This is a genomic window from Jiella sp. M17.18 (assembly GCF_041027365.1).
GTDB lineage: Bacteria > Pseudomonadota > Alphaproteobacteria > Rhizobiales > Rhizobiaceae > VKMB-3413.
In genome coordinates, this window is the sequence record NZ_JBFTEH010000020.1 from 1 (window position 1) to 24063 (window position 24063).

The following is a 24063-nucleotide window of genomic DNA, read 5'->3' on the forward strand; positions in this document are numbered from 1 at the left end:
GCGTTCGGCGATCTGCGGGACCGAAGCTTTCGATCGCTGTATTGCTGCTCGGACAGCGTGCGTGGTCGTGGCGCATCCGTGAAGAACTTGTCCCATAGCGCATCCCTATGCTGACGCGATAAGCTACCACCACAGTGCGGGACTAAACACCTAGGACAAGTAGTTGCCTTCTATGGAGCGCTATCGTTGCTGATTGCCGTTTATGTTCCGCCAACCGGCACCAACTTTAAACGTACGACCTAATCGGCAGTCACGCCTTTGCGGCCGCTTTGCGCCCATTCCCGCCGTTTAGGGAGTGATGGCAGCCACCCGGTAGCTGCCGTTCATCAGGGCCAGCTTCGCCGGCCAAGTGACTCTGCTAAGCATCTCCCAACTCGCCCCCTTCAAGCTGTGCTCATCCGAGGCACCCGGCGTCACTGCAGTCCAACGGCCCTGTCACGTATCGGAGAACCATCTCCACGCATTCGGCCCCGAGCTCGGCCTGGCCGCTCTCCGACCAGAGACCCGGCCCGAAGATGGCGCCGAAGGTGTGTCGGTTGGAGACGTTGAAGTAGCTGAGCGCGCTGATCAGCCAGTGCAGCGTCAGGGGCGTGATTTCGGGGCGGAAGACGCCGGCGCGCTTGCCGCGCTCGAGGAGGGCGGCGACGCGTTCGATCGCCGGGCGGTTAACCGCCGCGATGTTCGGCGACTTGCCGAGGAACGCGCCATTGTGGACGTTTTCGATCATCACCATGCGGATGAAGCTCTCGCTGCGGCGGTGATGCTCGAAGGTGAAGGCGGCGAGGCGGCGCAAGGCCTCGACCGGTTCTAGATCGTCGAGATGCAGGTCCGCTTCTTCGAGGCGCACCTTTCGATAGGCCTCTTCGAGCACCATGCGGTAAAGTCCGTTCTTGTCGCCGAAGTAGTAGTAGATCATGCGCTTCGACGTGCGCGTCTTGGCGGCAATGTCGTCGATCCGGGCGCCCGACAGGCCGTTTGCGGCGAATTCCGATTCGGCGACCGACAGGATGTCGGCCTTGACCGCTTCCGGGTCGCGCTTGCGACCTTTTCCTCCGGCGGCCGCACCCTCGGCATCCCTATCCGTAACGTCCATCATGGTCTCCCATCTCCGGTCGCCGGACCATAGCAAATGTACTGGTCTGTACAAACCGCTTGACCTTAATATGAACTAACCGGTACAAACAATGCGTCGCGGTGGGAGGATCGTCGCGTCGGGAGGTATTGGATGAAGGCAGCTGCAGTCGCCGAGACGATGGCGCGGGATGCGGTGGAGGCGCCGGCAAGGCGCGGTCCATCTGTCGTCGCAGGGCTGATCGGTCGCGGCATTCAGCTCTCGCGCACGCCCGCCATGCAGGAGGCGGCCGGCGCGCGCCTCGGCATGCGCTTCGTCTACCAGCTGCTCGACGCGGACATCATGGGCGATCCGCAGCCGGATCTCGCGACGATCCTGCGGGCGGCCGAACTTTGCGGCTTTGCCGGCGTCAACGTCACCTATCCCTTCAAGCGCCAGGTCATCCCGCTGTTGGACGTCTTGTCCGATGCGGCGCAGCGCGTCGGCGCCGTGAACACGGTGGTCTTCCGTCACGGGAAGCGCTTCGGCCACAACACCGACTGCTGGGGCTTCGCCGAGAGCTTCCGGCGTGGAATGCCGGGCGTCGCGACATCTGCAGTGCTGCTGATCGGTGCCGGCGGAGCAGGGGGCGCCGTCGCCCACGCCCTTCTCGACTGCGGCGTGGAGCGCATCCTGGTGTTCGACATCGAGCCGGCGAGTGCCGATGCCCTCGTGCGCAGCCTCAATATGCGGGCCGGCGGAAAATGCCTTGCCGGGCGGGTCGACGATCTTGCGGCGGCCGCGCGAGCCGCCGACGGCATCGTCAACGCATCGCCCGTCGGCATGGCGAAGCTGCCTGGGCTGCCGATTCCGGCGGACTTGATCGCACCGCGCCATTTCGTCGCCGACGTCGTCTATTTCCCGCTGGAGACGGAGCTTCTCAAGGCGGCGCGGGAGAAGGGCTGCCGCGTCCTGCCGGGCTCGGGCATGGCGCTGTTCCAGGCGGTGCGCGCCTTCGAACTCTTCACCGGTGTCAAGCCGGATGTCGCCGCCATGCAGGAGACCTTCGACAGCTTCGCGCGCTGACTTGCCTGCGGCGGCCGTCGGCATCGCAATCGTCCGGTGGGCGCGCCCACCGATCCATCGCCTCGCGGGGAGCGGGGTGCAGAGACGCTCAAAAGGGAGGAACCTCATGCGTCACATGCTCAAGCGTTCGATCTTCGCAACGGTTGCGGCCGCCGCGCTTCTCGCGGCAGGCGCCGCCGGCGCCCAGACGATCAAGTTCGGCCATGTCGATCCCGACGAATGGACCTCGTCGAAGAAGGGGGCCGCGGCGCACATCTTCAAGAATGTCGTCGAGGGCGAGAGCGACATGAAGGTGCAGATCTTCCCGGCCGCCTCGCTCGGCAACGAGACCGAGCTGATCCAGCAGGCCGAGGACGGCACGACCCCGGTCGTCATGGTCTCCGGCGCGATGCAGCAGGTCTGCAAGCCGGCCGCCGTGCTCGACATCCCCTACATGTTCCCCTCGGCTTCGATCGCCTGGACGGTGCTCGACGGCGACTTCGGCAAGCAACTCGCCAAGACCTGCCTCGACCAGACCGGCCTGCGCACGCTCGCCTATGGCGAGACGGGCTTCCGCAACTTCACCAACAACGTCCGGCCGATCAAGACGCCGGCCGACATGAAGGGACTGAAGTTCCGCGTCCAGGACGTGCCGCTCTACGTCGAGATGGTGAAGGCGCTCGGCGGCGAGCCGACCCCGATCGCCTGGTCGGAACTGCCGAACGCGCTGTCGACCGGCGTCGTCGACGGCGAGGAGAACCCCGTCGGCGTGATCTACAACAACAATCTGCAGAAGCTGCAGAAGTACATGACGCTCGACCACCACGTCTACGCGACCGACTTCCTGTTGATCAACAACGACTTCTACAACTCGCTGACGGACAAGCAGAAGCAGGTGATCGACAAGGCGGGCCGGATGGCCGGCCTGATGGGCCGGGCGATCCAGGAGTACACCACCGCCGACGGCGTCCTGAAGGTCGCCGCCGACGGCATGCAGGTCTATTCGCCGACGCCGGCCGAGCTGAAGGAGTTCCGCGACGCGGCGCAGCCGCCGGTGATCAAGTTCCTGAAGAGCGATCTCGGCAGCGACGCCGAGTGGATCGACAAGCTGCAGAGCGCGGTGAAGTCCGCCGAGGGCAGCGACAAGCAGGACTGATCGCGTCGCGCGATCGTCGTCGCGGATGCGCCTTCCCGGGCGCATCCGCCCCCGAGCTTCCCGTCACTCGCACCGAGGCCGCCATGCTGCGCCTGATCCGGTCCCTCTCGCGTGCCGTCTCGCTCGTCCTTGCCGTCCTGGCGGGGCTGACGATGGCCGCGATCTTCGGCATCATCTTCGTCAATTCGCTGCAGCGCTATCTCTTCGGCACCTCGTTCCAGTGGGGTGAGAAGCTGCCGATCTACCTGACGATCTACGGCGTCATGTTCGGCACCGCGCTCGGCTATCTGCAGGACCGTCACGTGCGCTTCACGGTGATCACCGACCTGATCCCGGCGCGGGTCCGGCACGTCCTCTACCTGATCGTCGATCTCGTGATGGTCGCAGCCGGCGTGATGCTCGCCTGGTCCGGCTGGCTGTTCGCGGAGAGCCGCGGCCGCGTCGACGCCTCCTCGATCCGGGAGGCCGCACGCGGCCTCGCAACCACCACCGGCATCGACGGCCTCGCGATCTTCGGCAAGCTCTATCCCTATCAGCTGGCGCTCGCGATCGGCGGCGCTCTCGTCGCGGTCGCGGCGCTGGTGAAATTTGCGGAACGGCTTTTGGAGCCGGTCGGGGCGGAGCCGCAGGCCGGCGCCGAGATCAGCGAAGGGATGGGCTTCTAGATGGTCTACCTCATCCTCGTCGGCAGTCTCGCCATCGGCACGCCCGTCGCCTTCGCCATCTGCGCCGCGCTCTTCTACTTCATGGGGGTCGGCGCCTTTCCCTACCAGCTGAAGCTCGTCGCGACGCAGATGTTCTCCGGGCTGGACTCCTTCCCGCTCCTGGCGATCCCGCTCTTCGTGCTCGCCGGCGAGGTGATGAACGAGTCCGGCATCACCGTCCGCATCATCGCCTTCGCCATGGTGATCGTCGGACGGTTCCGGGCGGGCCTCGCGCTGGTCAACATCTGGGCCTCGGTGATCTTCGCCGGCCTTTCCGGCTCGGCGGTCGCCGATACCTCGGCGATCGGGCGCGTGTTCATTCCGGAGATGGCCCGGCGCGGATATCCCCTGGAATATGCTGCGGCGCTGACCGCCGCCTCCTCCGTGATCGGGCCGATCATCCCGCCGTCGATCCCGGTGATCATCTATGCGCTGATCGCCACCGGCGTCTCGGTGCCGGCCCTGTTCGTCGGCGGCATCGTGCCCGGGGTGCTGCTGGCGATCTTCCTCTCCGCCTATGTCATGATCTTTTCGGCCAGGTACGAACGCGGCGCTCCCTCACCTGTAGAGGAGCAGCAGCGCCCGCGGGGGATGATCCTCCTCGACGGCCTGCTGCCGCTGCTGATGCCGGTCTTCGTCGTCGGCACGATCCTCCTCGGCGTCGTCACGCCGACCGAGGCAGCGGCGATCGCGGTCGGCTACGCGCTGATCCTCGGCGTCCTGATCTACCGCGAGCTGCCGCTGAAGGCGTTGCCAGGGATCTTCTCGCGCTCGATGGTCGACTCCTCGATCATCATGATCATCATCGCGGCGGTCTCGGCCGGCAATTGGCTTCTGACCTACAACCGCATTCCCAACATGATCACCGAACTGACCCTCGCCTTCGTATCGAGCCAGTGGACGTTCCTGATCGCGGTGATCGTGCTGCTTCTCATCGTCGGCCTGTTCCTCGAAGGCATCGCAGCGATGCTGGTGCTGGTGCCGATCCTGCATCCGATGGCGCTCAGCCTTGGCATCGACCCCGTGCACTTCGGCATCGTCGTGATCTTCAACCTGATGATCGGCCTGATCACTCCGCCGATGGGCCTCTGCCTGTTCGTGGCGGATTCGATCGCCCATGTCGGCATCGGCAAGCTCACGCGGGCGATCCTGCCGTTCTTCCTGGTGGAGCTCGTCGTCCTTTTGATCCTCGCCTTCGTGCCGCAGACGGTAACCTACCTGCCGCGCCTCCTCGGATTTTGATGCGAAGGACCAGCATGCAGCGACAGGGCATCGCGAACTCGGAGGACCGCACATGAAGACGGCGATCGCGACAGTCTCGATCTCGGGCGACCTGAAGGAGAAGCTCGCGGCCATCGCGGCGGCGGGATTTTCCGGTGTCGAGATCTTCGAAAACGACTTCCTCGCCTTCGACGGCGGCCCGCGGGAGGTCGGCCAGATGGTCCGCGACCACGGTCTGGAGATCTCGCTCTACCAGCCGTTCCGCGATTTCGAGGGCATGCCCGAGCCGCAGCGGACCCGGACCTTCGACCGGGCCGAGCGAAAGTTCGACCTGATGGAGGAACTCGGCACCGACCTCATGCTCGTCTGCTCCAACGTCTCGCCGATCAGCCTCGGCGGCATCGACCGGGCGGCGGCCGATTTCCGCGAACTCGGCGAGCGGGCAGCAAGGCGCGGCCTCAAGATCGGCTATGAGGCGCTGGCGTGGGGACGCCACGTCAGCGACCATCGCGACGCCTGGGAGGTGGTGCGGCGTACCGACCACCCGGCTGTCGGCGTGATCCTCGACTCCTTCCACACGCTCGCCCGCGGTATCGATCCCGAGACGATCCGCTCGATCCCCGGCGACAAGATCGCCTTCATCCAGCTCGCAGACGCGCCGAAGATCGACATGGACCTGCTCTACTGGAGCCGGCACTTCCGCAACATGCCGGGTGAGGGCGATCTCGACGTCCCGGCTTTCATGCGGGCTGTGATGGCGACCGGCTATGGCGGCGTGATCTCGCTCGAGATCTTCAACGACCAGTTCCGCGGGGGATCGCCGAAGTCGATCGCCGTCGACGGTTACCGCTCGCTGGTCAATCTGATAGACGGCGTGCGTCGCGCCGAGCCCTCGATCACCGTCGATCTGCCGCAGATGCCGGACAGGATCGCGGCGAAGGGGGTCGAGTTCGTCGAGTTCGCCGCGAACGAGCAGGAGGCCGAGGAACTCGGCGCGCTGTTCGCCGCCATGGGCTTTCGGAAGGCCGGGCGGCACGTCTCCAAGGACGTGACCCTCTGGCGCCAGGGCGACATCAATCTCGTCGTCAACACCGAACGCGAGGGCTTTGCCCACGCCGCCTATCTGACCCATGGCACCTGCGTCTGCGATATCGGGCTGAAGGTGGAGGATGCCCGGGCGACGCTGGAGCGGGCGCGGGCGCTGAAGGCCGAGCCGTTCGAGCAGCCGGTCGGGCCGGGCGAGTTGAAGATCCCTGCGATCCGCGGCGTCGGCGCCGGGATCATGCACTTCCTCGACGAAAGAAGCGAACTGGCCGACGTCTGGAAGATCGAGTTCGGCGCATCCGATCGGGCGCCGGCCGTCGACGAAGTCGGGGAGGGAAGCGCCGGGCTCACCTGCATCGACCACATCGCCCAGACGATGAACTACGAGGAGATGCTGACCTGGACGCTGTTCTATGCCTCGATCTTCGCGACGCGCCGAACACCGATGGTTGACATCGTCGATCCCGGCGGGCTGGTGCGCAGCCAGGCGATCGAGACCGCCGACGGTCGCTTCCGCATCACACTCAACGGGGCCGAGAACCGCAAGACGCTGGCCGGGCACTTCATCGCCGAGAGCTTCGGGTCCTCGGTACAGCATCTGGCCTTCGCGACGGACGACATCTTCGCGACCGCCGAACGTCTGAAGACCCTCGGCTTCAAGCCGCTGGCGATCACGCCGAACTATTACGAAGACCTGGAAGCGCGCTTTGGCCTCGACCCAGACCTCACCGACCGCCTGAAGGCGGAGAACATTCTCTACGACCGGGACGGCGAGGGGCGCGAGTATTTCCAGCTCTATAGCCTGAATTACGGCGAAGGCTTCTTCTTCGAGATCGTCGAGCGCCGCAACGGCTATGACGGCTACGGCGCTTCGAACGCCCAGTTCCGCATTACGGCCCAGAAGCGCGGTCTCAGGCCGAAAGGCATGCCCAGGATTTGAATGAGGACGCCAGCGTAATCTGGTCGGCAGATGCTCTTGAACCTGTGATCCAGAAGGGACCGTGTCAACCTCCGTTCAGGCCTGTTCCGAGTGAAGGAGCCAGACTGGTGGCCTGCCCAACCTTCCGGGGTGATTGTTAGTGCAGGGTCGGGCTTTGCGCCATGGTTGGCGTAGGCGGCGACGCCGGTCAGTTGTGCGGCGCCGGCCATTGAACGGCCTGCGGTGCGGACGGCCGGTAGCCTAGCGATGAGTACGGACGTGCTATGTTGTAATGGCGGCGCCAGTTTTCGATCACAACCCGAGGTGCTTGGTCCCAGCATGTCATGGCTCGGAGTTCGGATAAAGATTTCCGGGGTTGTCTCGCTGATCTGTCGGATGGCTTCGAACGGCGTTTTGAACCGCAGAGCCTTGAGCTGCTTGGCGTAGTTGTAGGCGAGTAGCCAGTCCCTGACGTGCCGTCGCAGGTCATTGATGGATGTGTAGTGAAAGGATTTCACAGTCGCGTCCTTGATGGTCCGCACCATTCTTTCGGCCTGGCCATTCGTCCAGGGATGGTAAGGCTTTGTCTGACGATGCTCGATCTCGTTGGTCGCGCAGACGGCACCGAAGATGAGAGCGACGAAGCCGCTCGCGGCTCGTTTGTCGTGCTGGACGAACTGGACGCCGTTGTCGGTCAGCACGGTGTGGTTCCTGTATGGCACCGTCCTGACGAGGGCTTTGAGAAAGCGGCTGCGACGAGCTTCGTGGCTTTGCGATAGATCCTGGCGAAGACGATCTTCGAGGTGCGGTCGACGGCAACGAAGAGAAAGGCCTTGCCGCCTTCATGGCGCAGCTCGGCGATGTCGATGTGGAAATAACCGATCTCATAGACCTTGAAGCGTTTCGGCTTCTCCTGATCGGCCTTCGGCAAGCGGGAAATGCCATGCCTTTGCAGGCAGCGGTGAAGGCTCGAACGCGACAGATGCGGGATCACGTCCTTCAGCGCGACGTAGACATTATCCAGCGGCAGTCTGGCTTGAACACGCAGCGCGACGATGGCCGCTTCTTCCAGGGCCGACAGGACAGTGCTCGCCCTCTCTTTCGGCCCCATCGCCTAGTCCTCGACGCCGGGCCGCGATCGCCACTTCCTCACCGTCTTCTCGTTGATCCCGTAGCGCCTCGCGAGTTCAGCGATCGGAGCTTTCGATCGTTGTAGTTCTGCTCGAACGGCGTGCGTGGTCTTGGCGCTGCCGTGAAGAACCTGGCCCATAGCGCTTCCCTCTCTTTCGAGTTCAAGGATACGCGATCACACTGTGGGACTGAACATCTAGCCTCTTTGAGTGAGTAGAAGATCTCGCCGTTCAGAAGCTCGCCGCGGAGTTTGGAGCTGAAGCTCTCGCAGTAGCCGTACTCTCACGGGCTGCCGGGCGCGATGACGCCGTTCTCGCCCCGACCGCGACGATCCATTCTCTCACAGCCTTCGCGATGAACTCCGGACCGCTCTCTGACCGTACATGTCCCGGCGGTCCGCGCAGAATGAACAGGTCCGTCAGCACGTCGATGACGTTGATGGAGTTCAGCTTCCGAGCGATCCGGATCGCTAGGCTCTCTCGCGTGAACTCGTCGATAATATTCAGCATGCGGAACGTCATCAGTTCGCGGTTTCCAAGAGCCGTCGCGATAGGTCAACCGGCATCCGGATGTCGATGTGGAAGGTGCTTTTGCACGCACCGGTCTTTGCGAAGCCGGTGCGTGCGAAGGGTCGTTTAACGGTAAGTCCAATCCGATCAGGCGGGTAGGCGATCCCCCTGCACGGGATCAGCGTCGTTGATCTTCGCCACCGGTTTTTCGACCAGCGTCGAGACGAGGGCTCCAAGAAGCAGCGCCCAGAACGGCGCGCTGATGCCGAGGATCGAGACGTTCGACATCGCCACGACGAGGGCTACAAAGGCCCCGACCTGATAGCCGGCCGCCTTGCTGAAGGCCGACTGGAAGGCCATGACCAGGACGTTGATCATCGCGAGGCCCGCCACCGCGCCGATCAGCGCTCCCGGCAGCATCAGGATCAGCGGCACGACAGCGCCGGCGAAGATGCCGAACGCGGCGAACAGGACGCCGTTCACCACCGTCGCGGCGTATCGGCCCTCTCGACGTTCGCCCGCCTGGTCAGACGAGCAGATCGCCGTCATCGGGCCGGCAATGTTGGCGTTATGACCGCCCAGGAAGCCGGCAAGGATGCCGCCGATCCCGGAAATGATGGTCATGGCGTTGACCGGCGCGGCGTATTTCTCCGCCAGGAGCACGCCGGTCGCCTGCGCGTTCTCGGCGCCGACGACGAGGATCGCGAGCGGTACCGCGATGGCCAGGAAGGCGCCGACCGTAAAGCTCGGCGCCGTGAGTTCGGGCAGCACGAAGCTTATGCCGGCGGCGTGCGTCCCGAAGGAGCCTGTGATCGCGACCGCAGCGAGGCCGACGACGAGCGCAGACAGCACGGGCGGCACGACCTTGACGAAGCGCATCGACAGGAAGAAGGCCGCGACGGCCACGCCGACGACGATCGGCAGCGCTGACACGGCGTTGACCGCGCCGATGCCGAAGCGGATCAGCGCGCCGGCGATCATCGCCATCACGATCGGCATCGGCAGCCAGCGCATCACCCTGCCGATCAGGCCGGTGACGCCGAGGATGAGCACGAGCACGCCCGCCATGACGAAGGCTCCAACCGCCTGGTCGAAGGGAAACGTCGTCAGCGACCCCGCCACGAGCGCCGCACCGGGGATCGAATAGGCGCCGGTGATCGGCATCTTGTAGTAGAGGCCCATGACGAAGCTGATCAGGCCGCCCAGCCCGTAGATCGCCAGCAGCCATGCGACCGTCTGGCCGTTCGTCAGGTGACCGGCTTCGGCCGCGCCAATGACGATCAGCGCCGGGCCCGAGCAGCCGAAGATAGCCGCGACGAGCCCGGCGCTCGCGGTCTTGAGGTTGATGTTCGCGCCAAGATCCCGCAATCCCGCGCCAAACCCTGGTCCGGGCTCGAACAGCCCTCGCTTCGTCGTCTCCATGCCTTCCTCCCTGGTGATGCGCGCCCCCGCCGAACTCCTCACTGTCGACAAGGCGCTTGGATACATGAGCCGCTCAGCGGCCGGTGAAGTTCGCCTTGCGCTTCTCGTGGAAGGCCTCGACGCCCTCCTTGAAGTCCTCGGATTGGCGAAGGCGGCTGTAGTTCAGGCCCTCGATCTCGATCGCCGTCGTCAGGAAGGCGTCGTCGGTGTCGTTGAGCATCTTCTTCGCGGTGCGCTGAGCGAGCGGCGAGAAGGCCAGAAGCTCGTCGACCAGCGCGTCGACCGTCGACTCCAGTTCCCCGTCGGCAACGCATTCGGTGGCGATGCCCCACTCAACGGCCGTCTTGCCGGGGATGCGCTTGGAGCGCATGACGATGTCCTTGGTACGTGTGACGCCGACGATCTTCTGCAGCCGCGCCGATCCGCCGGAGCCGGGGATCTGGCCGAGCTTCTGCTCGGGCAGCGCGTAGCGGCAGGTCTCCGAGACGATGCGGAAGTCGCAGGCGAGCGAGATCTCGAAGCCGACGCCGAACGTGTAGCCGCGGTTCGCGGCGATGACCGGCTTGGAGCACCGCGCCGGCGCGGCGATGTTCCAGGCGAGCTTGGAGACGTGCTCCGGGCTCGCCTCCATGAAGCCCTTGATGTTGCCGCCCGACGAGAAGTGCTCGCCGGTGCCGGACAGGACGACGATGCGAACGCGCTCGTCCTCGTCGAGCGCCTCGAAGACCAGGCGCAGCTGGTCGCGCGCCGCCATCGAGATGACGTTCAGCGGCGGGCGGTCCAGGATGACGTCGGCGCGCTGTTTGGCGGGATCGATGGTGACGCGGAAGCCGTCGAGATCGGCGAGGCGTGGATCGGCAAAGCTGTAGGGTTCGCTCATGGCTGGCTCTTTGTCCTTCTGACGGGTCAGGAAAGTTCGGTGTGGCGGGCGGGTGCAGCGTCCGCCTCGGCCTGGTATTCGCCGTCAACCAGCTTGCGGCGCAGCAGCTTGCCGACAGGCGATTTCGGGATCGCATCGACGAAGACGTAGGCCCTCGGCCGCCGGAAATTGGCGAGGCCGGAAGACTTGCAGTGGGCGTCGAGTTCGGCCTCGTCCACCGGCGCGGAGCGCTTGACGAAGGCGGTGACGATCTTGCCCCAGCGCTCGTCGGGAAGCCCGACGACGGCGACCTCGACGACCGCCGGATGCAGCGACAGGCAGCTCTCGACCTCCACCGGCGAGACGTTCTCGCCGCCGGTGATGATCATGTCGTCGGCCCGGCCGGTGACGAAGAGGTCGCCGTCCGCGTCGAAGAAGCCGGTGTCGCCGGTGAAGTACCAGCCGTCCCGCAGCGCCTTCTCGGTCGCCTCGGGGCGCTTCCAGTAGCCCTCGAAGCTCTCGTCGCCGAGCAGCGAGGCGACGATCTCGCCCTCTTCTCCCGGCCTGGCGATGACGCTGGCATTCTTCGCACCGAGTGGTACGACGCGGACCCGCTGGTTGATCCCCGCCCGTCCCGCCGACCCCGGCTTGGCCGCGGCGTTCTGGTCGATGGTGAAGGTGTAGACTTCCGACGAGCCGTAGTGGTTGACGAACAGCTCGGGCTCAAAGGCGCTCGCGAGCTTCTTCATCAGGCCGTCGGTCATCGACGCCCCGGCATAGCCGAGCTTGGTTACGGCCGCGACCTTCTCCTTCGAGAAGTCCGGATGGTGGACGATGTCGTGATAAAGCGTCGGCACCAGATAGAGATTGGTGACCTTGCGCGCCTCGATCGCATCCAGCGCTCCGATGACGTCGAAGCGCGGCAGGCAGACGAAGGTCCCGCCGATGACGGAGCACGCGAGCAGCGAGCGCACGCCCATCGTGTGGTAGAGCGGCATGACACCGAGGGTTCGCTCGCCGTGCCGGTAAAGGTTCTGCGCCACATGGGCGATCGCCGCCGCCCGCTCCGCCCGGTGCCGCCGCGGCACCCCCTTCGGACGGGACGTCGTGCCGGACGTGTAGAGCATCAGCGACCAGTCGTCGGCTTTGGCGCGCGGCGTCGCATTAGATGCCGTAGCCTCCATAATCGCGCCGAGCGACTGCGCGCCGTCGGCCGCGTCGCCGGCCTTGAGCTTCGGCAGCGCCCGGGCGCGTTGCGACCCCGCGAACGCCTCGGCGGTCGCGTCCTCGTACACCACGGCACGGGCCTCGGCGTCCTCGATCGCGTAGTCGATCTCGTCCGGCTTGGCGCGCCAGTTGAGCGGCGTCACAATTAGCCCCGCGAGCTGGCAGGCCCAATGCAGCGAGGCGTTCTCCCAGCGGTTCTGCATGAGCGTCAGGAGATGGTCGCCGGGCTTCAGCCCGAGCGCGTCGAGGCCGGCGACGAGGGCGGAAATCCTGCCGAACCATTCCTCGTAGGTCAGTTCGAGCGGCCCGTCGCAGACCGCGAGCGCCTTCGGATCGCGCTCGACGCTGGCGATGAAGCTGGTGCCGAGATCAAGCATTGGCGGGTTCCTCCTCCCTCGTTTGCGCTTGCGCGGCGAGCGCCGCCCGGACGATCGGCGAATAGCCGGTGCAGCGGCAGAGATGGCCGGACAGCTGCTCGCGGATCTCCTGTTCAGACGCCCCCGGATTCCGCTCGAAGAGGGCATCGAGGCTCATCAGGATGCCTGCAGTGCAGAAGCCGCACTGCAGGGCAAAGTGCTCTCGGAACGCCGCCTGCAGCGGCGACAGGGCGCCGGGCGCCGGCTCCAGGCCCTCGACCGTGCGAATGTCGGCGCCCTCGACCTGCGCGGCCAGCGTCAGACAAGCGCGCACCGGCTCGCCGCCGATCTGCACGGTGCAGGCGCCGCAGACGCCGTGCTCGCAGCCGACATGCGTGCCGGTCGCGCCGACCTGATGCCTAAGGAGATCGGTAAGAAGCATCCGCGCCTCGGTCCGCGCGGTGACCTTTCGCCCGTTCAGGGTGAAGGTGACGTCGTGCTTGGTCTCGCGACTCAGCTTCGGCATGAGGCGGCCTCCTCGACGGTTTGGCGACCCACGGTGCGCACCAGATCGCGGCGGTAGCGGGCGCTCGCGTGCAGGTCGTCGCGGGCGTTCAGAGCCCAGGCGAATTCGTTCAGCGCATCGTCGAAGTCGGGGTCGGACGGGTCCGGCAGTGCGACCGCCTGCGGCGTGTCCGCGACGCCGCCGACGGCGAGACGGATCGATCCGTCGGGCCTTGCGATCGCGGCGCAGGCGACGATGGCGAAGTCGCCGTGCCGCCGGGCGACCTCGCGAAAGGCGGTGCCGGTCCCCATCGGCAGCGTCGGCAGGACGACCGCCTCGATCATCTCGCCCGGCGCGACGGCAGTGGCCATCATGCCGAGGAAGAAGTCGGCAGCCGGCAGCACCCGTTTCGCCCTCTTCGAGCGCAGCCGCACCTCTCCCTGGAGAGCCAGCAGCGCGAGCGGCAGTTCGGCGCTCGGATCGGCATGAGCGAGCGAGCCGCAGATGGTGCCGCGCGAGCGGGTCTGGGCATGGCCGATCCATGGCAGCATCGATGCCACCAGCGGCAGCATCCCCGCGAGCGGCGGCCAGCGTTCGAGCCCGACCTGCCGGACACCGGCGCCGATCTCGATCGTGCCCTTGCGCTCCCGGATCCGGCCGAGCGTCTCGATCCGCATGATGTCGACGAGGACGGCTGGCCGGGCGAGCCGCATGTTCAGCATTGGCACCAGCGACTGGCCGCCGGCGATCACCCGGGCCTCGTCGCCGGCCTCGGCGAGGGCATTCAGGGCTTCGTCGAGCGTCTCGGCCCGGACGTAGTCGAAGGGAGCCGGCTTCATGGGCGTCCTCCGATCATGCCCTTGAGCCGCGCGAACACTCCCGCGCCAGGCCCGCCGCGGCCACCGGCGTGGTTCGCCAGCGCCTTGAAGAACTGCCCGATGACGACCCGCGCCGCTCCGTCGAGCAGCCGGCCGCCCACGGAGGCGACCTTGCCGCCGATCGCGGCTTCGTAGGCGTAGGCGATGCGGGTCTTGCCGGAGCCGGCATCGGTGAGCGTGATCCGCCCCTCGCCTTCGCCGAAGCCGAGCGCGCCGGTGGTCTTGCCGCGCAGCGTCACGGCATTCGGCTGGTCGAGGTCGAAGAGTTCAATATCCGCCTTGTAGCGGCCCTTCACCGGTCCGACGCCGAGGGTGACGTCGGCCTGGAAATGGGTATCGGATATCTTCCTGACGCCATGCGAGCCCGGGATGATCGCCTCGAGCGTCTTCGGGTCCAGCAACATCTTCCAGACGTCGTCGCGCGACGCCGCAACCTCGGCGGCGCCCTCGAACGTCCCGACCTTCAAGGAGCAGGGCTACGACATCGTCGACCAGGTCTGGCGCGGCATCGCCGTGCGCGCCGACACCCCGAAGGATGTCGTCGCGGCGATCCAGGCGGCGGTCGACAAGGTCGAGTCCAGCCAGAAGTGGCTGGACTTCCAGAAGCAGGAAAAGCAGGAGAACATCAACCTTGCCGAGCCAGCCTTCACCAAGCTCGCCAAGGGCGAGCTGGAGGGGCAGACGAAGTTCCTGAAGTCGATCGGGATGATCAAGTGACGATGGAGCCTGCGGCGGGCGATGCAGGAGGCCGCAGTGGCCTTCTGATGTCTCAGAAGGTCGGCTTCGGCGTTCTTATGATGGGTGCTGGATTCGTGACCTTCGTCATGGCGGAGGAACTGCCGGCGATGCCGAGCACCGGCGACGTCGGCGCGGGCTTCATGCCGGAAATCGTCGGGGCGGCCCAGATCCTCCTGGCGCTCGTCTACCTCGCAAACGTCCTGCGCGGCCGGGACAGGGCGTCCGGCCTCTTCAGCGTCCGCAGCCTCCTGCTGTTCCTGATCTTCATCGGGGTGGCAGTCGCAACGCCCTGGCTGGGACTTCCGGTCGCAGCCGGCCTCGGCGCCTTCGCCGGCGTCGTTTACGCCGAGGGCGGCAAGCGCTGGGCGCTCGCGGCGCTCACGGGCTTTGCCTTCTGGGCGCTTACCCAGATCGGGTTCGGCTGGCTGCTCGATGTGCCTCTGCCCTGAAGCCCGGGCGGCTTCTGCGGCTTGCCGGTGCGGATCCCCCCCCCGGCTGTTCCGCTTATGCCTCTTTTCGACTTGCCTCGCCGCTTTGCTGCGCTCGCCGGGCACGCGCTTGTTGTGGATGAGGATGCTGGACGAGATTGAGCCGCGGTTGCGCTTCTCCCTCGTATTCTCTGCCTGGCTGAGATCGACGTTGTCGGCGACGAAGACGTCCTGCAGGATTGAGACGAAGAACTCCGGGTCGCTGGCCATCCGGTGGTCATAAAGCGCGAGGTCTCCATCCCGATACTCGAGCGCTGGAAAGAAGGCGTATTCCCAGCGCGAGTTCCAGCCGATCGGCATCATTGCGGTTCCGGAGCTTCTTGAAGAGCTCGCCGAGCAGATAGCCGTCGATGTCGCCATCCACTCTGCCTTCGTTGATCGCCCCGATCCGCCCGGCGAGAATGGCGGTTACGGGCTGCCAGGAGAGCTCACGCTCACCCGGATGGACGAGCGAAAGCGCATTGCCGGCGCGGCCAACAGGGATGTATCGTTGGAGAAACTCTTCGTCTCTTTTCGGCTCTAATCCATGGCCTTGACGTCAATAGATGATACACCTGTATCGAGACGGTCTAGATGACTGCATTGTTCTCCGTCACAGGTAGTGCAGGCGGCATTGCCATGCCGGCCTAACCGTCCTGTTTGATCTGCTCGGTGAGTGACGGGCCTTAAGCCGCTCCCGTCATCAGCGTTCGCTCGACCTGACTCGTCACGATAAGGCCGATCCCGCGCAGGGTGGCGTCGAGCTTGAGAGCGCTGGCCGCAACGGGTGTCCCGCAGCCCATCTTGGCTAAAGTGCGCTTCACGTGCTCCTGCAGGACCGGATTGCCGCCGACGCCCCCGCCGAGCACAAGGATTTCCGGATCGAGGACGCTGATGCAGGCCGCGGCGATGCGGGCGACGTCCTCGCTATGACGGCGGACATGGGCGAGGGCGGCCGAATGACCCGTCTCGGAGAGGGCGAACAATGCGCCCGGATTTTCCGGCAGCGGTTCGTCCGGCGGCCAATTGTCGGCGACGCGCTCCATCAGCGCGTTTGCGCTGATGTAGTTCTCCAAGGCCTCGCGGCTCACCGCCTCGCCCGGGAGCCAGGGAAACGGCAGCTCGCTGATCTCGCCCGCGCCCCCTGAACGGCCGCGGATCAACTGGCCGCCGATGACCAGGCCCATGCCCAGCTTCACGCCGATCTGCAGGAAGATGAAGTCGTCATGGCCCTGCGCGACCCCGATCGCGTGCTCGGCCATGGCCGCGCAGTTGACGTTGTTCTCGACCACGATCGGAACGTCCCCAAGATCCGGCAATTGCGTGAACAGGTCGCGCAGACCCGGGGCGTCGCGCTGGCGGCCGGGATCGGGGTGAACCCGGGACGGCACGGCGACGCCGATCGCGCGCAGCGGACCCCATTCTGCGACCGTCTTGTCCCGCGCCTGCGTCAACGCCTGACGGATGACAGAGCCCATTGCTTCGTTCAGATGTCTCTGGCTGTCGGTGAGCGCATGCGAGGCTTCATAGAGCATGCGTGCGTCGAGCGTCCTCAGCTCGATCCGGATGGCCGTCGACCCCGCATCGATCGCCGCCACGTGTCCCGCCCCCGTCGCCAGGCGGTACACGTTCGCGCGGCGGCCGAGGTCGCCCTGCGCCATGCCGATCTTGGAGACGTAGCCGGACTCCTCCAACTCGGCGATCGCCAGCGACATGGTCGGTTTCGAGAGGCCGAGGGCCTCGCAGAGCTGCGGCCGTGTCGCCGGACCGGCAGCCCGTAGCCGGGCGAATACGGCAATCGCGCTCGCCGTGAAGGAAGCTGCCATCCTGGCGTCACAACCCGTTCGAAGTCACTGCGCGGCCCATCCCGATCGCGCCGCGTATTGGCATGAATGCAACCGCCGGGCAACGCTCGAGGCTGCAGGGCTGTTTCGTCACTGTCGCGGCTCTGGTCAGATCGGCGAGTCGAGCTTCGTTCCGGTCTGCCGATAGCGGAACTCGCAGACGGGAAGGCCGGCATCCTCGGCCATCTGCGTGGTCAGAAGCTGCGCTGGGAGGGTGTGCAGGATCGCGTCGGCGACGGAGTTGCCGGTCGCAGGAATCGTGATCGTGACCAGATTGTCGGCCTCTGCGACATCGGAGCGGCTAGTGATGAGCAGTGACGGGATCCCGAACCCGGCGAGCACGGACGCCAGCTCGACCTCGCGTCCGTCGCCGAAGAGGATCACACCCGTGCCCGCATCGTTCGGTTCCATCGGGCCGTGCAGGAAATTCAGCGTGTCCCATTGCTGGGCCGCGACGCGTGGCGCTTCCCGCAGCAGAAGGGCGGTGTAGCCCGCCGTGCCGAGGTTTTCGCTGGACGCCACGCAGTCGAGCGAGGTCCGGTTGCGGAAGCGCTCTGCGGCCCGCGCCACCTGGCGGGGGACGGCGTCAAGAACCCGGCCGGCCAGTTCCGGCAGATGCCGCCAGTCGAACCGGAACCGGGCCGCCGCCTGCTCTGCCATCATGGCGAGCGCGAGCAGCGTGCCGTTGTAGCTGGTCGTGTTCGGCCCGCTGTCGGCGCCGCAGGCCGTCCCGATCATGTGCCTGACATAGGCCGACAGGGGCGAGTCGACGACGCCCGAGATGCCGAAGCTGAGGGCGTTCGGGCGCAGCTCCATCGCCTTGGCGGGCTCGACGCTGCGCCCGGAAGCCGACAGCGCGATATAGGCATCGGCGCCGTCGAAGGCGGCGTCGTAAAGCTCGGTGCTGGCGAGCGCAAAGGCCCGCATGCCGCAGGCGCGCATGTAGGCCGCGCCGGTCTGTGCGGCGTACAGGCTGGCGCCGATCCCGGTGACGATCGTCGTCCCGGAGGCCAACTCGCCGAGTGGGAGCGCCTCGAGCGCCGCGGCAAGGGATGCCGCCCCGTCCGCCAGCGATTGGGTTTGACGGGCAATCGCCTCGCGGATGGGAATTCTGTCGGCCATGGCGGTTCTTTTGTCTGTTCAGGAAGAGGGACGGCGCGGCCCGGACAGGCCGCGCCGGGGGCGCTCAGTCGAGTTTCATGTAGTCGGCGAAGCGCGCGCCGTCGTTCACGGTGATCTTGTCGATCATGTTCTCGGAGAGACCGTATCTGTCGAAGAGCGCCTTGTAGGAGCCGTTCGCGATCATCTCCTCCAGGGCGCCGACGATGGCGTCGCGCAGGCCGGTGTCGTCCTTGCCGACCATGATGCCCTGATAGCCCGCGGCATATTTGGCGCCCGGCACGAGTTCGAGCTGCGTGCCGGCCGCCGGCTGGTGCTGCAGTGCATAGGCCGTCACACCCGTCGTATCCATCGAGGCGTCGACGCGGTCGGACTTCAGCGCCGCCTTGACCTGATCGCCGGCCGGAAACTGCAGAATGGTCAGCGGTTTGTCCTTCGGGCAGAGGCCGGCCTGCTTGTTCAGGAGCTCCAAGGGGATCGAGCCCTGCACCGCGCCGGCGCGCAGACCGCAGAGATCGCTGATCTTGTGGATGTCGTGCGGATTGCCCTTGGGCACGATGATGCTCGTCCCCTCCAGCGTGTAGTCGACGACGTCGACGATCTTCTCGCGCGCGGTGAAGTCGCCCATCGAGGACATGCCGATATCGAAGCGCCCCGCCTTGATGCCCGGAATGATCGCGGCGAACTGCGAGGGAACTTGAACGAACTTTACGCCCAGGATCTTGCCCATCTCGTTGGCGAGATCGGGCTCCATCCCGACGATCGTGGTCTTGTCGTCACCGTACATCTCGTAGGGCGGTGTCAGCGGCTCGACGCCCACCTTGACCACGCCCGCATCCTGGATCCGCTTCGGAAGCATGTCGTGCAGCTTCTGCGAAAAGACGCCGTCCGCATGAGCCGCGATCGCGACGGAACAAAGAGATATCGACAGAACGGCGCCGAGCGCACGGCGCGCAGTTTTCAGTTTGAGCATCATCCGACTTCCCTGCCTTCTACTTGCGTTCTGCACGTGGAGGACGTGCGGCCTGTCACAGCATGCGCCGCAGGAAGACCCGGGTGCGGTCTTGCTGCGGGTTGGTGATGAGGTCGCTTGCGCTTCCTTCTTCGACGACCACGCCCCCATCCATGAAGACGACCCGGTCGGCGACATCGCGGGCGAACCCGACCTCGTGGGTGACGATGATCATCGTCATTCCCTCCTCTGCGAGCTTGCGGATGACGGTGAGCACTTCGCCGACGAGCTCGGGATCGAGCGCCGATGTCGGCTCGTCGAAGAGCATCAGTTTCGGCCGCATCGCGAGCGCGCGGGCGATGGCGACGCGCTGCTGCTGACCGCCGGACAGTTGGCTCGGATAGGCATCGCCGCGGTCGCCGAGGCCGACCATCTCCAGAAGCTCCTGCGCCCGAGCGCGCGCCGCCGCCGGCTCGGCTCCGCGCACCAGACGCTGCGGCTGGACGATATTGTCGCGGGCGCTCAGATGCGCGAACAGGTTGAACCGCTGGAAGACCATGCCGATCTCGCTGCGCTGTCTGGCGAGCGCCTTGGCATGCAGCTCGTGGAGGACCCCGTCGCGGTCCTCGTAGCCGATCAGGTGGCCGTCGACGTGGATGGTGCCGCCATCGACCTTCTCCAGGTGATTGATGCAGCGCAGGAAGGTCGACTTGCCGCTGCCGGACGGACCGAGGATGCAGACCACCTCGCCTTCGCGAACATCGAGATCGATGCCGCTCAGCACCTCCAGCGCGCCGAAGCTCTTGCGGACCGCCCGCGCACGCATCGCGACCTTGGCGTCGCCTGAGATCATCGCCGGCCCTCCGTGAAGAGGCCGAGGAACCGCGCGACCGCCGTCGGCGCCTGGACGCCCTGCGCTGCGCCGAGGCGGCGCTCGATGAAGTACTGCAGGACGGATGCGACGGTGGTCAGCACGAGATACCAGAGGCTCGCCACGGTCAGCAGCTCGATGATCAGGAAGTTCGTCGCATAGATGTTCTGAACCCTGGTCAGAAGATCCTGTGCCGCAACGATGGAGACGAGAGAGGTGGTCTTCAGCATCGAGATCGTCTGGTTGCCGATCGCGGGCGTGATGACCCGTAGCGCCTGCGGCAGGATCACCCTGACGGCGATCTGCCCCGGCCGGTAGCCGAGCGCCGCCGCCGCCTCGCGCTGGCCGGGATCGACCGACAGCAATCCGCCGCGCACGATTTCGGCCATATAGGCCGCCTCGTTGAGGCTGAGGGCGAGAAGCGCCGCCACGAAGGAGGTGACAAGAGCATTCGTCTGGATATGGTACGCGCCGAAGCCGACGGTCGGGACGAAGAGCTGGATGTTGAACCAGAAGATGATCTGGACGAGCAGCGGCGTCCCGCGGAAGAACCAGATATAGAGCCCGGCAAAGCCGCTCAGCACGCCGTTCTGCGCCTGCTTCATCAGCGCCAGCCCTGTTCCCAGGATGAGGGCGATGACGATCGAGAGAACCGTAAAAATGAGCGTCAGGCGCACGCCCGACAGGATCGTCGGATCGAAAAGGTAGCCCGGAATGACGCTCCATTGGACATTGGGACTGTTGGAGACGACGTAAAGAAGGACGCCGATCAGGATGCAGAGCAGCGCAGCGGCCGCGCTCTGCAGCCGGTTGCGAGCGGGAACGATTGTCCTGTGCGCGTCGCTGTGGGCTCGCGTCTCAGTCATCGGCGCTTCCATGGCGGCGGGGGGAGGGCAAGTTGCCGAGGCTTTCCCCGTGCAGCATGCAGCGCGCCAAAGCGACGGCGCCTTCGACCGGCGGACCGACGAAGGGATGCAGCGACCAGCCGTTGAGCTTCAGGCGGATCGCATCGGCGAAGGCCGCCGCGAACTCTGGCTGCCCTGCGATCACGCTTCCGCCCGTGACGATCCGCTTGCCGCCGGCGCCCCGCGCGGCCAGGGTCGCGACCTTGTCGGAGAGCGCCGATGCCCCGTCGTCGATCGCGGCGCGTGCCAATCCGGATCCCATGCGCAAGGCGTCGAAGATAATGCGAGCATGCTCGCCGATCGCGGCAGCGGAACCAAGGCGCGAGATGCGGCTGCCGAGATCGGTCCCGTCGCGCCGCGCGCCATAGGCGTCGCACAGCATGACGATCAGCGGATCATCCAGTCTGCCGGCGTCCTGCGCCGCGCGCACGAGGCGGGCCGCGGCGCGTACCAGACCCGTGGCGCTTCCTTCGTCGCCAAGATACCAGCCCCAACCGCCGGCCGTCATCAGGCGGTGCTGGCGATCCCGCGTGACGGCAATCGAGCCCGTACCGGAGACGACGGCGATCCCGTCGGTGAAGCCGGAAGCCGGCAGGAGCAGTTCGGCATCGTTCACCACGAGCACGTCGGCCGGGAGGAGGCGGGACAATCGATCCGCGAGCGCTGTACATTCCTCATCGGTGTCGCAGCCATGCGAACCAATCGCAATCGCACGAAGATCTCCGCCCCGGCCCGCAAGACCGGAAACGATTCCGGCGAGCCGCCGGGCATCAGCATTCTGGTCTTCGCGTAGGCGCCACTCGTCGGTCGCGACAGCGTAGTCGGCCAGCAGGCTGCCATCTTCGGCCACGACACGTGCGCGCGTCTTAGTCCCACCGATGTCAAATCCAATCGCCAGCACTGAGGACTCCTATTTAGTACGTCATATTAACTAACTTTATATCGGTGTCAATGGATCGTCAGGATGCGGCCTTGGAGCAGGATTAGGCCTTCCGCGCGCAGGTGCTGTGGTTAGGCGCGACGTTATGACCCCGGTTCAGAATCCGCTTCGCTGCTATTCCAGATATTTACCGATGTGACCCCGCGCCGATCGGCGTCGGACCCCGGCGTCGATTTACACACTTTGGGCATCGCTGCGGCGGTAAAGCTGGCTTCTTCGCTGACGATCCGGCTCGTTGAGTGGTCTTCTCATCGCTCGGCTATCTTTTCGACGCGCCCACCATCATTCTTTTTTGGAGAATGACTTGCCCGCAGAGCCTGTGGGGCTGATGCTGCTTCTCTTTAGGGGTGCAAGATGTCGGAACCTGGTAAGACCAAGATCGTGGACCTTCATGAGGGCAATCGCGCAAAAGCGATAGTGATAAGCCGTCAACAGCTTCGGTCGGCGATATTCGCACTCGAACGTGCGCTGGAAGATCCATCGCTGCCGCCCGGCCTCCACAGCAGCCTCCGGATGGCCCGGAACGTGCTCCTAGAGCATCTGCACTCTTAGAGCCTATGGAGCCGGAACCGTCGGTGCGCCCCTCAGGAAAGAAATGCCGTCGCTGACGGACTGGGCTAATCTGTCGCACCCGCTCTTGCGGGACAAGGTCTGCCGACTTGGCGCATTCCGCTTTCAGCCAAGCGGCTGTCTGAGGCGGAACGCTGGTCACTGCGCAGGGTTCGCGACCCACGGCGAATGCAAGCGAAGCGACCACCTCAGCTTCCTGATGGTAAGTTTCAATTACCGCCTGCGTGTGTAATTTTATCCAGACAGCAACCGAACCCAATGAGAACAATGAAGGACGACCTTGAACTTCGCAGCCCTCGGCAACCGGAGACGCGAGATGGCGGCGCGTTGATCTCCCTTCCCATCTCCATTCTGTTGAGCGTGCTGGCTACGCTGAACACGGCGCTTGACGATGAGCGCCTGAGGGGTGGGACACGAAGCCTCGTTGCGGATGCTCGCGAGACGCTCGCACAGCATGTTTTGGAATCGGATAGGTAGTTCCGGCACAATCTGTTTTTGGACGCGCCGGCGTATTTCGATGTGATCGCCTCGCAAACTGGTTAACCCTCACCGTTCTTGCGCTCTCCCCACGCGACGATCTGAAGCGCCCGCCGCGGCGGCGGCAACCGCCGGGCAGCGCATCAGCATCTGCCCTCTCGTTCCGGTTCAGTCGGCCGGCCAGAAGCTTCGAGCAGAGCGTCGCGTAGATTGGCCGTGTCGTGGCACAACCGCTCTCGCTCCGCGCCGAGCGCGCCGAGCTCAAGCGCACAGTGCCGTGTCTCGTCCGACCCGCTTGGCTTCGTACAGCTGTGCATCGGCTCGGTGATACAGGTCGTTAAACGTCCCTCCGCCGCGCCGCCAGGCGCCGCCGACGCTGATCGTCACTTGCGCGTCCCGCGGCATGCGCCGCACCGCCTGGCGGACGTGCTGGCGCACCCGCTCTGCCGCCGCCGAAACGCCGTCCGCCCCCGCAGCGCCCGGCAGGAGGATGGCGAACTCGTCGCCGCCCAGCCGGACCACCTCGCCGTCCGCTCCCACCGCCTCCCGCAGCCCGTTGCCCACCACCACCAGGATGTGATCGCCGAGTGCGTGACCATACGTGTCGTTCAACTGCTTGAAGCGGTCGATGTCGATGACCAGCGCGCCGCAGCCCTTCCCGTCGGAAAGCGCCTCCGCCATCATCGGCTCGCTGACCTCGTCCAGCCAGCGGCGGTTGCGCGCGCCGGTCAGCGCGTCGGTGGTGGATCGCTGGGCAAGCTCGGCGAGCTTCTCATCGAGCGTCTCCACTGTCTTCTGGACACTCGCCATCAGCCGCCCAGCGTCGTCACGAAAGTTCTGCGGCAGCTGTGGCAGCCAAGCGCCCGCGGCATAGGCATCGAGCGCCCGCGTCGAGTGGATCACCGGCTGCAGCATCTGCGCCAGAGCGAGGAAGTAAGCGCTGTCCCCAAAAGCGTAGCGGCGAGGACGACGGTGATGACGCGCAGCGAATCCGAAAAACTCTGCGCTTCCAGCTCAAAAACGGTCAGGGCGATCAGCGGGACGTGTGTCCCGACGAAGCAGAGGGCTAGGATCCGGCCGACATAGGAAGTCGGCCAGGGCAGTCGGTGCATGAAGCGATAGAGCAGCATCAG

Annotated in this window: 21 protein-coding genes and 5 pseudogenes; 7 read left to right on the top strand and 19 right to left on the bottom strand. The window is 65.6% G+C overall.

The window, feature by feature from the left end; genetic code table 11:
- Together AB5S17_RS22175 and AB5S17_RS22180 are read right to left on the bottom strand one after the other, a co-directional pair.
- Positions 1-96, bottom strand: a pseudogene (locus AB5S17_RS22175) (IS481 family transposase); the annotation flags it as partial.
- A gap of 298 nt (positions 97-394) precedes the next feature.
- On the bottom strand, positions 395-1096 hold the full coding sequence (locus AB5S17_RS22180) for a TetR/AcrR family transcriptional regulator (protein ID WP_369243375.1): 702 nt from the start codon (positions 1094-1096) through the stop codon (positions 395-397).
- Positions 1097-1225: 129 nt separating this feature from the next.
- Between AB5S17_RS22180 and AB5S17_RS22185 the strand changes: the two genes are divergently transcribed.
- The 5 genes from AB5S17_RS22185 (at position 1226) to AB5S17_RS22205 (ending at position 7181) form a co-directional block, all read left to right on the top strand.
- Complete coding sequence (locus AB5S17_RS22185) at positions 1226-2137, top strand: shikimate dehydrogenase (RefSeq protein WP_369243376.1); 912 nt, start codon at positions 1226-1228, stop codon at positions 2135-2137.
- A gap of 106 nt (positions 2138-2243) precedes the next feature.
- A complete protein-coding gene (locus tag AB5S17_RS22190; RefSeq protein WP_369243378.1) occupies positions 2244-3272 on the top strand; it encodes a DctP family TRAP transporter solute-binding subunit in 1029 nt (342 codons plus the stop codon).
- A gap of 83 nt (positions 3273-3355) precedes the next feature.
- On the top strand, positions 3356-3937 hold the full coding sequence (locus AB5S17_RS22195) for a TRAP transporter small permease (RefSeq protein WP_369243379.1): 582 nt from the start codon (positions 3356-3358) through the stop codon (positions 3935-3937).
- On the top strand, positions 3938-5218 hold the full coding sequence (locus AB5S17_RS22200) for a TRAP transporter large permease (protein WP_369243380.1): 1281 nt from the start codon (positions 3938-3940) through the stop codon (positions 5216-5218).
- Positions 5219-5270: 52 nt separating this feature from the next.
- A complete protein-coding gene (locus tag AB5S17_RS22205; protein ID WP_369243381.1) occupies positions 5271-7181 on the top strand; it encodes a bifunctional sugar phosphate isomerase/epimerase/4-hydroxyphenylpyruvate dioxygenase family protein in 1911 nt (636 codons plus the stop codon).
- A gap of 187 nt (positions 7182-7368) precedes the next feature.
- Here the strand turns inward: AB5S17_RS22205 and AB5S17_RS22210 are convergent.
- The 9 genes and pseudogenes from AB5S17_RS22210 to AB5S17_RS22250 all read right to left on the bottom strand — a co-directional run.
- A pseudogene (locus AB5S17_RS22210) lies at positions 7369-7491 on the bottom strand (integrase core domain-containing protein); the annotation flags it as partial.
- Positions 7487-8430: pseudogene (locus AB5S17_RS22215) on the bottom strand (IS481 family transposase); the annotation flags it as partial. The pseudogenes AB5S17_RS22210 and AB5S17_RS22215, both read right to left, overlap by 5 nt.
- A 56-nt stretch (positions 8431-8486) precedes the next feature.
- Positions 8487-8806 (bottom strand): annotated as a pseudogene (locus AB5S17_RS22220) (DDE-type integrase/transposase/recombinase); the annotation flags it as partial.
- A gap of 141 nt (positions 8807-8947) precedes the next feature.
- Positions 8948-10222 (bottom strand): benzoate/H(+) symporter BenE family transporter, encoded by a 1275-nt coding sequence (locus AB5S17_RS22225; protein WP_369243382.1) that lies wholly within the window; start codon positions 10220-10222, stop codon positions 8948-8950.
- 73 nt (positions 10223-10295) lie between these two features.
- Positions 10296-11102, bottom strand: coding sequence for an enoyl-CoA hydratase/isomerase family protein (locus AB5S17_RS22230; RefSeq protein ID WP_369243383.1), 807 nt, complete (start codon positions 11100-11102; stop codon positions 10296-10298).
- Positions 11103-11128: 26 nt separating this feature from the next.
- Positions 11129-12685: an AMP-binding protein gene (locus AB5S17_RS22235; RefSeq protein WP_369243384.1), complete on the bottom strand. Its 1557-nt coding sequence runs from the start codon at positions 12683-12685 to the stop codon at positions 11129-11131.
- On the bottom strand, positions 12678-13190 hold the full coding sequence (locus AB5S17_RS22240; protein WP_369243385.1) for a (2Fe-2S)-binding protein: 513 nt from the start codon (positions 13188-13190) through the stop codon (positions 12678-12680). The genes AB5S17_RS22235 and AB5S17_RS22240 overlap by 8 nt, the downstream gene beginning before the upstream one ends.
- Positions 13178-14008, bottom strand: a complete 831-nt coding sequence (locus AB5S17_RS22245) for a xanthine dehydrogenase family protein subunit M (RefSeq protein WP_369243386.1) — start codon at positions 14006-14008, stop codon at positions 13178-13180. Before AB5S17_RS22245 ends, AB5S17_RS22240 begins: the two co-directional genes overlap by 13 nt.
- Positions 14005-14496 (bottom strand): annotated as a pseudogene (locus AB5S17_RS22250) (carbon monoxide dehydrogenase subunit G); the annotation flags it as partial. The gene AB5S17_RS22245 and the pseudogene AB5S17_RS22250, both read right to left, overlap by 4 nt.
- Between AB5S17_RS22250 and AB5S17_RS22255 the strand changes: the two are divergent.
- The gene (locus AB5S17_RS22255) at positions 14417-14764 is read left to right on the top strand and encodes a hypothetical protein (RefSeq protein ID WP_369243402.1); all 348 of its coding nucleotides are present in this window, start codon (positions 14417-14419) and stop codon (positions 14762-14764) included. The pseudogene AB5S17_RS22250 and the gene AB5S17_RS22255 overlap by 80 nt on opposite strands.
- A 77-nt stretch (positions 14765-14841) precedes the next feature.
- Positions 14842-15234 (top strand): tripartite tricarboxylate transporter TctB family protein, encoded by a 393-nt coding sequence (locus AB5S17_RS22260; protein ID WP_369243401.1) that lies wholly within the window; start codon positions 14842-14844, stop codon positions 15232-15234.
- A 704-nt stretch (positions 15235-15938) separates the two neighbouring features.
- Here AB5S17_RS22260 and AB5S17_RS22265 read toward each other — a convergent pair.
- The 8 genes from AB5S17_RS22265 to AB5S17_RS22300 form a co-directional block, all read right to left on the bottom strand.
- A complete protein-coding gene (locus tag AB5S17_RS22265; protein WP_369243387.1) occupies positions 15939-17078 on the bottom strand; it encodes an ROK family protein in 1140 nt (379 codons plus the stop codon).
- A gap of 126 nt (positions 17079-17204) precedes the next feature.
- A complete protein-coding gene (locus AB5S17_RS22270; protein WP_369243388.1) occupies positions 17205-18218 on the bottom strand; it encodes an SIS domain-containing protein in 1014 nt (337 codons plus the stop codon).
- A gap of 64 nt (positions 18219-18282) precedes the next feature.
- Complete coding sequence (locus AB5S17_RS22275; RefSeq protein WP_369243389.1) at positions 18283-19188, bottom strand: ABC transporter substrate-binding protein; 906 nt, start codon at positions 19186-19188, stop codon at positions 18283-18285.
- Positions 19189-19243: 55 nt separating this feature from the next.
- The gene (locus AB5S17_RS22280) at positions 19244-20020 is read right to left on the bottom strand and encodes an amino acid ABC transporter ATP-binding protein (protein WP_369243390.1); all 777 of its coding nucleotides are present in this window, start codon (positions 20018-20020) and stop codon (positions 19244-19246) included.
- Positions 20017-20904: an amino acid ABC transporter permease gene (locus AB5S17_RS22285; protein WP_369243391.1), complete on the bottom strand. Its 888-nt coding sequence runs from the start codon at positions 20902-20904 to the stop codon at positions 20017-20019. Before AB5S17_RS22285 ends, AB5S17_RS22280 begins: the two co-directional genes overlap by 4 nt.
- Complete coding sequence (locus AB5S17_RS22290) at positions 20897-21844, bottom strand: N-acetylglucosamine kinase (protein ID WP_369243392.1); 948 nt, start codon at positions 21842-21844, stop codon at positions 20897-20899. The genes AB5S17_RS22285 and AB5S17_RS22290 overlap by 8 nt, the downstream gene beginning before the upstream one ends.
- Positions 21845-23191: 1347 nt before the next feature.
- Positions 23192-23845, bottom strand: coding sequence for a GGDEF domain-containing protein (locus tag AB5S17_RS22295; protein ID WP_369243393.1), 654 nt, complete (start codon positions 23843-23845; stop codon positions 23192-23194).
- Positions 23830-24060, bottom strand: a complete 231-nt coding sequence (locus AB5S17_RS22300) for a hypothetical protein (RefSeq protein WP_369243394.1) — start codon at positions 24058-24060, stop codon at positions 23830-23832. Before AB5S17_RS22300 ends, AB5S17_RS22295 begins: the two co-directional genes overlap by 16 nt.
- Between the last annotated feature and the right edge of the window lie 3 nt (positions 24061-24063).

Bases quoted from the DNA above. Each gene is read 5' to 3' on its own strand.
- AB5S17_RS22180 (WP_369243375.1), bottom strand. From the start codon at position 1,096: ATGATGGACGTTACGGATAGGGATGCCGAGGGTGCGGCCGCCGGAGGA.
- AB5S17_RS22185 (WP_369243376.1), top strand. From the start codon at position 1,226: ATGAAGGCAGCTGCAGTCGCCGAGACGATGGCGCGGGATGCGGTGGAG.
- AB5S17_RS22190 (WP_369243378.1), top strand. From the start codon at position 2,244: ATGCGTCACATGCTCAAGCGTTCGATCTTCGCAACGGTTGCGGCCGCC.
- AB5S17_RS22195 (WP_369243379.1), top strand. From the start codon at position 3,356: ATGCTGCGCCTGATCCGGTCCCTCTCGCGTGCCGTCTCGCTCGTCCTT.
- AB5S17_RS22200 (WP_369243380.1), top strand. From the start codon at position 3,938: ATGGTCTACCTCATCCTCGTCGGCAGTCTCGCCATCGGCACGCCCGTC.
- AB5S17_RS22205 (WP_369243381.1), top strand. From the start codon at position 5,271: ATGAAGACGGCGATCGCGACAGTCTCGATCTCGGGCGACCTGAAGGAG.
- AB5S17_RS22225 (WP_369243382.1), bottom strand. From the start codon at position 10,222: ATGGAGACGACGAAGCGAGGGCTGTTCGAGCCCGGACCAGGGTTTGGC.
- AB5S17_RS22230 (WP_369243383.1), bottom strand. From the start codon at position 11,102: ATGAGCGAACCCTACAGCTTTGCCGATCCACGCCTCGCCGATCTCGAC.
- AB5S17_RS22235 (WP_369243384.1), bottom strand. From the start codon at position 12,685: ATGCTTGATCTCGGCACCAGCTTCATCGCCAGCGTCGAGCGCGATCCG.
- AB5S17_RS22240 (WP_369243385.1), bottom strand. From the start codon at position 13,190: ATGCCGAAGCTGAGTCGCGAGACCAAGCACGACGTCACCTTCACCCTG.
- AB5S17_RS22245 (WP_369243386.1), bottom strand. From the start codon at position 14,008: ATGAAGCCGGCTCCCTTCGACTACGTCCGGGCCGAGACGCTCGACGAA.
- AB5S17_RS22255 (WP_369243402.1), top strand. From the start codon at position 14,417: ATGATCGCCTCGAGCGTCTTCGGGTCCAGCAACATCTTCCAGACGTCG.
- AB5S17_RS22260 (WP_369243401.1), top strand. From the start codon at position 14,842: ATGATGGGTGCTGGATTCGTGACCTTCGTCATGGCGGAGGAACTGCCG.
- AB5S17_RS22265 (WP_369243387.1), bottom strand. From the start codon at position 17,078: ATGGCAGCTTCCTTCACGGCGAGCGCGATTGCCGTATTCGCCCGGCTA.
- AB5S17_RS22270 (WP_369243388.1), bottom strand. From the start codon at position 18,218: ATGGCCGACAGAATTCCCATCCGCGAGGCGATTGCCCGTCAAACCCAA.
- AB5S17_RS22275 (WP_369243389.1), bottom strand. From the start codon at position 19,188: ATGCTCAAACTGAAAACTGCGCGCCGTGCGCTCGGCGCCGTTCTGTCG.
- AB5S17_RS22280 (WP_369243390.1), bottom strand. From the start codon at position 20,020: ATGATCTCAGGCGACGCCAAGGTCGCGATGCGTGCGCGGGCGGTCCGC.
- AB5S17_RS22285 (WP_369243391.1), bottom strand. From the start codon at position 20,904: ATGACTGAGACGCGAGCCCACAGCGACGCGCACAGGACAATCGTTCCC.
- AB5S17_RS22295 (WP_369243393.1), bottom strand. From the start codon at position 23,845: ATGCTGCAGCCGGTGATCCACTCGACGCGGGCGCTCGATGCCTATGCC.
- AB5S17_RS22300 (WP_369243394.1), bottom strand. From the start codon at position 24,060: ATGCTGCTCTATCGCTTCATGCACCGACTGCCCTGGCCGACTTCCTAT.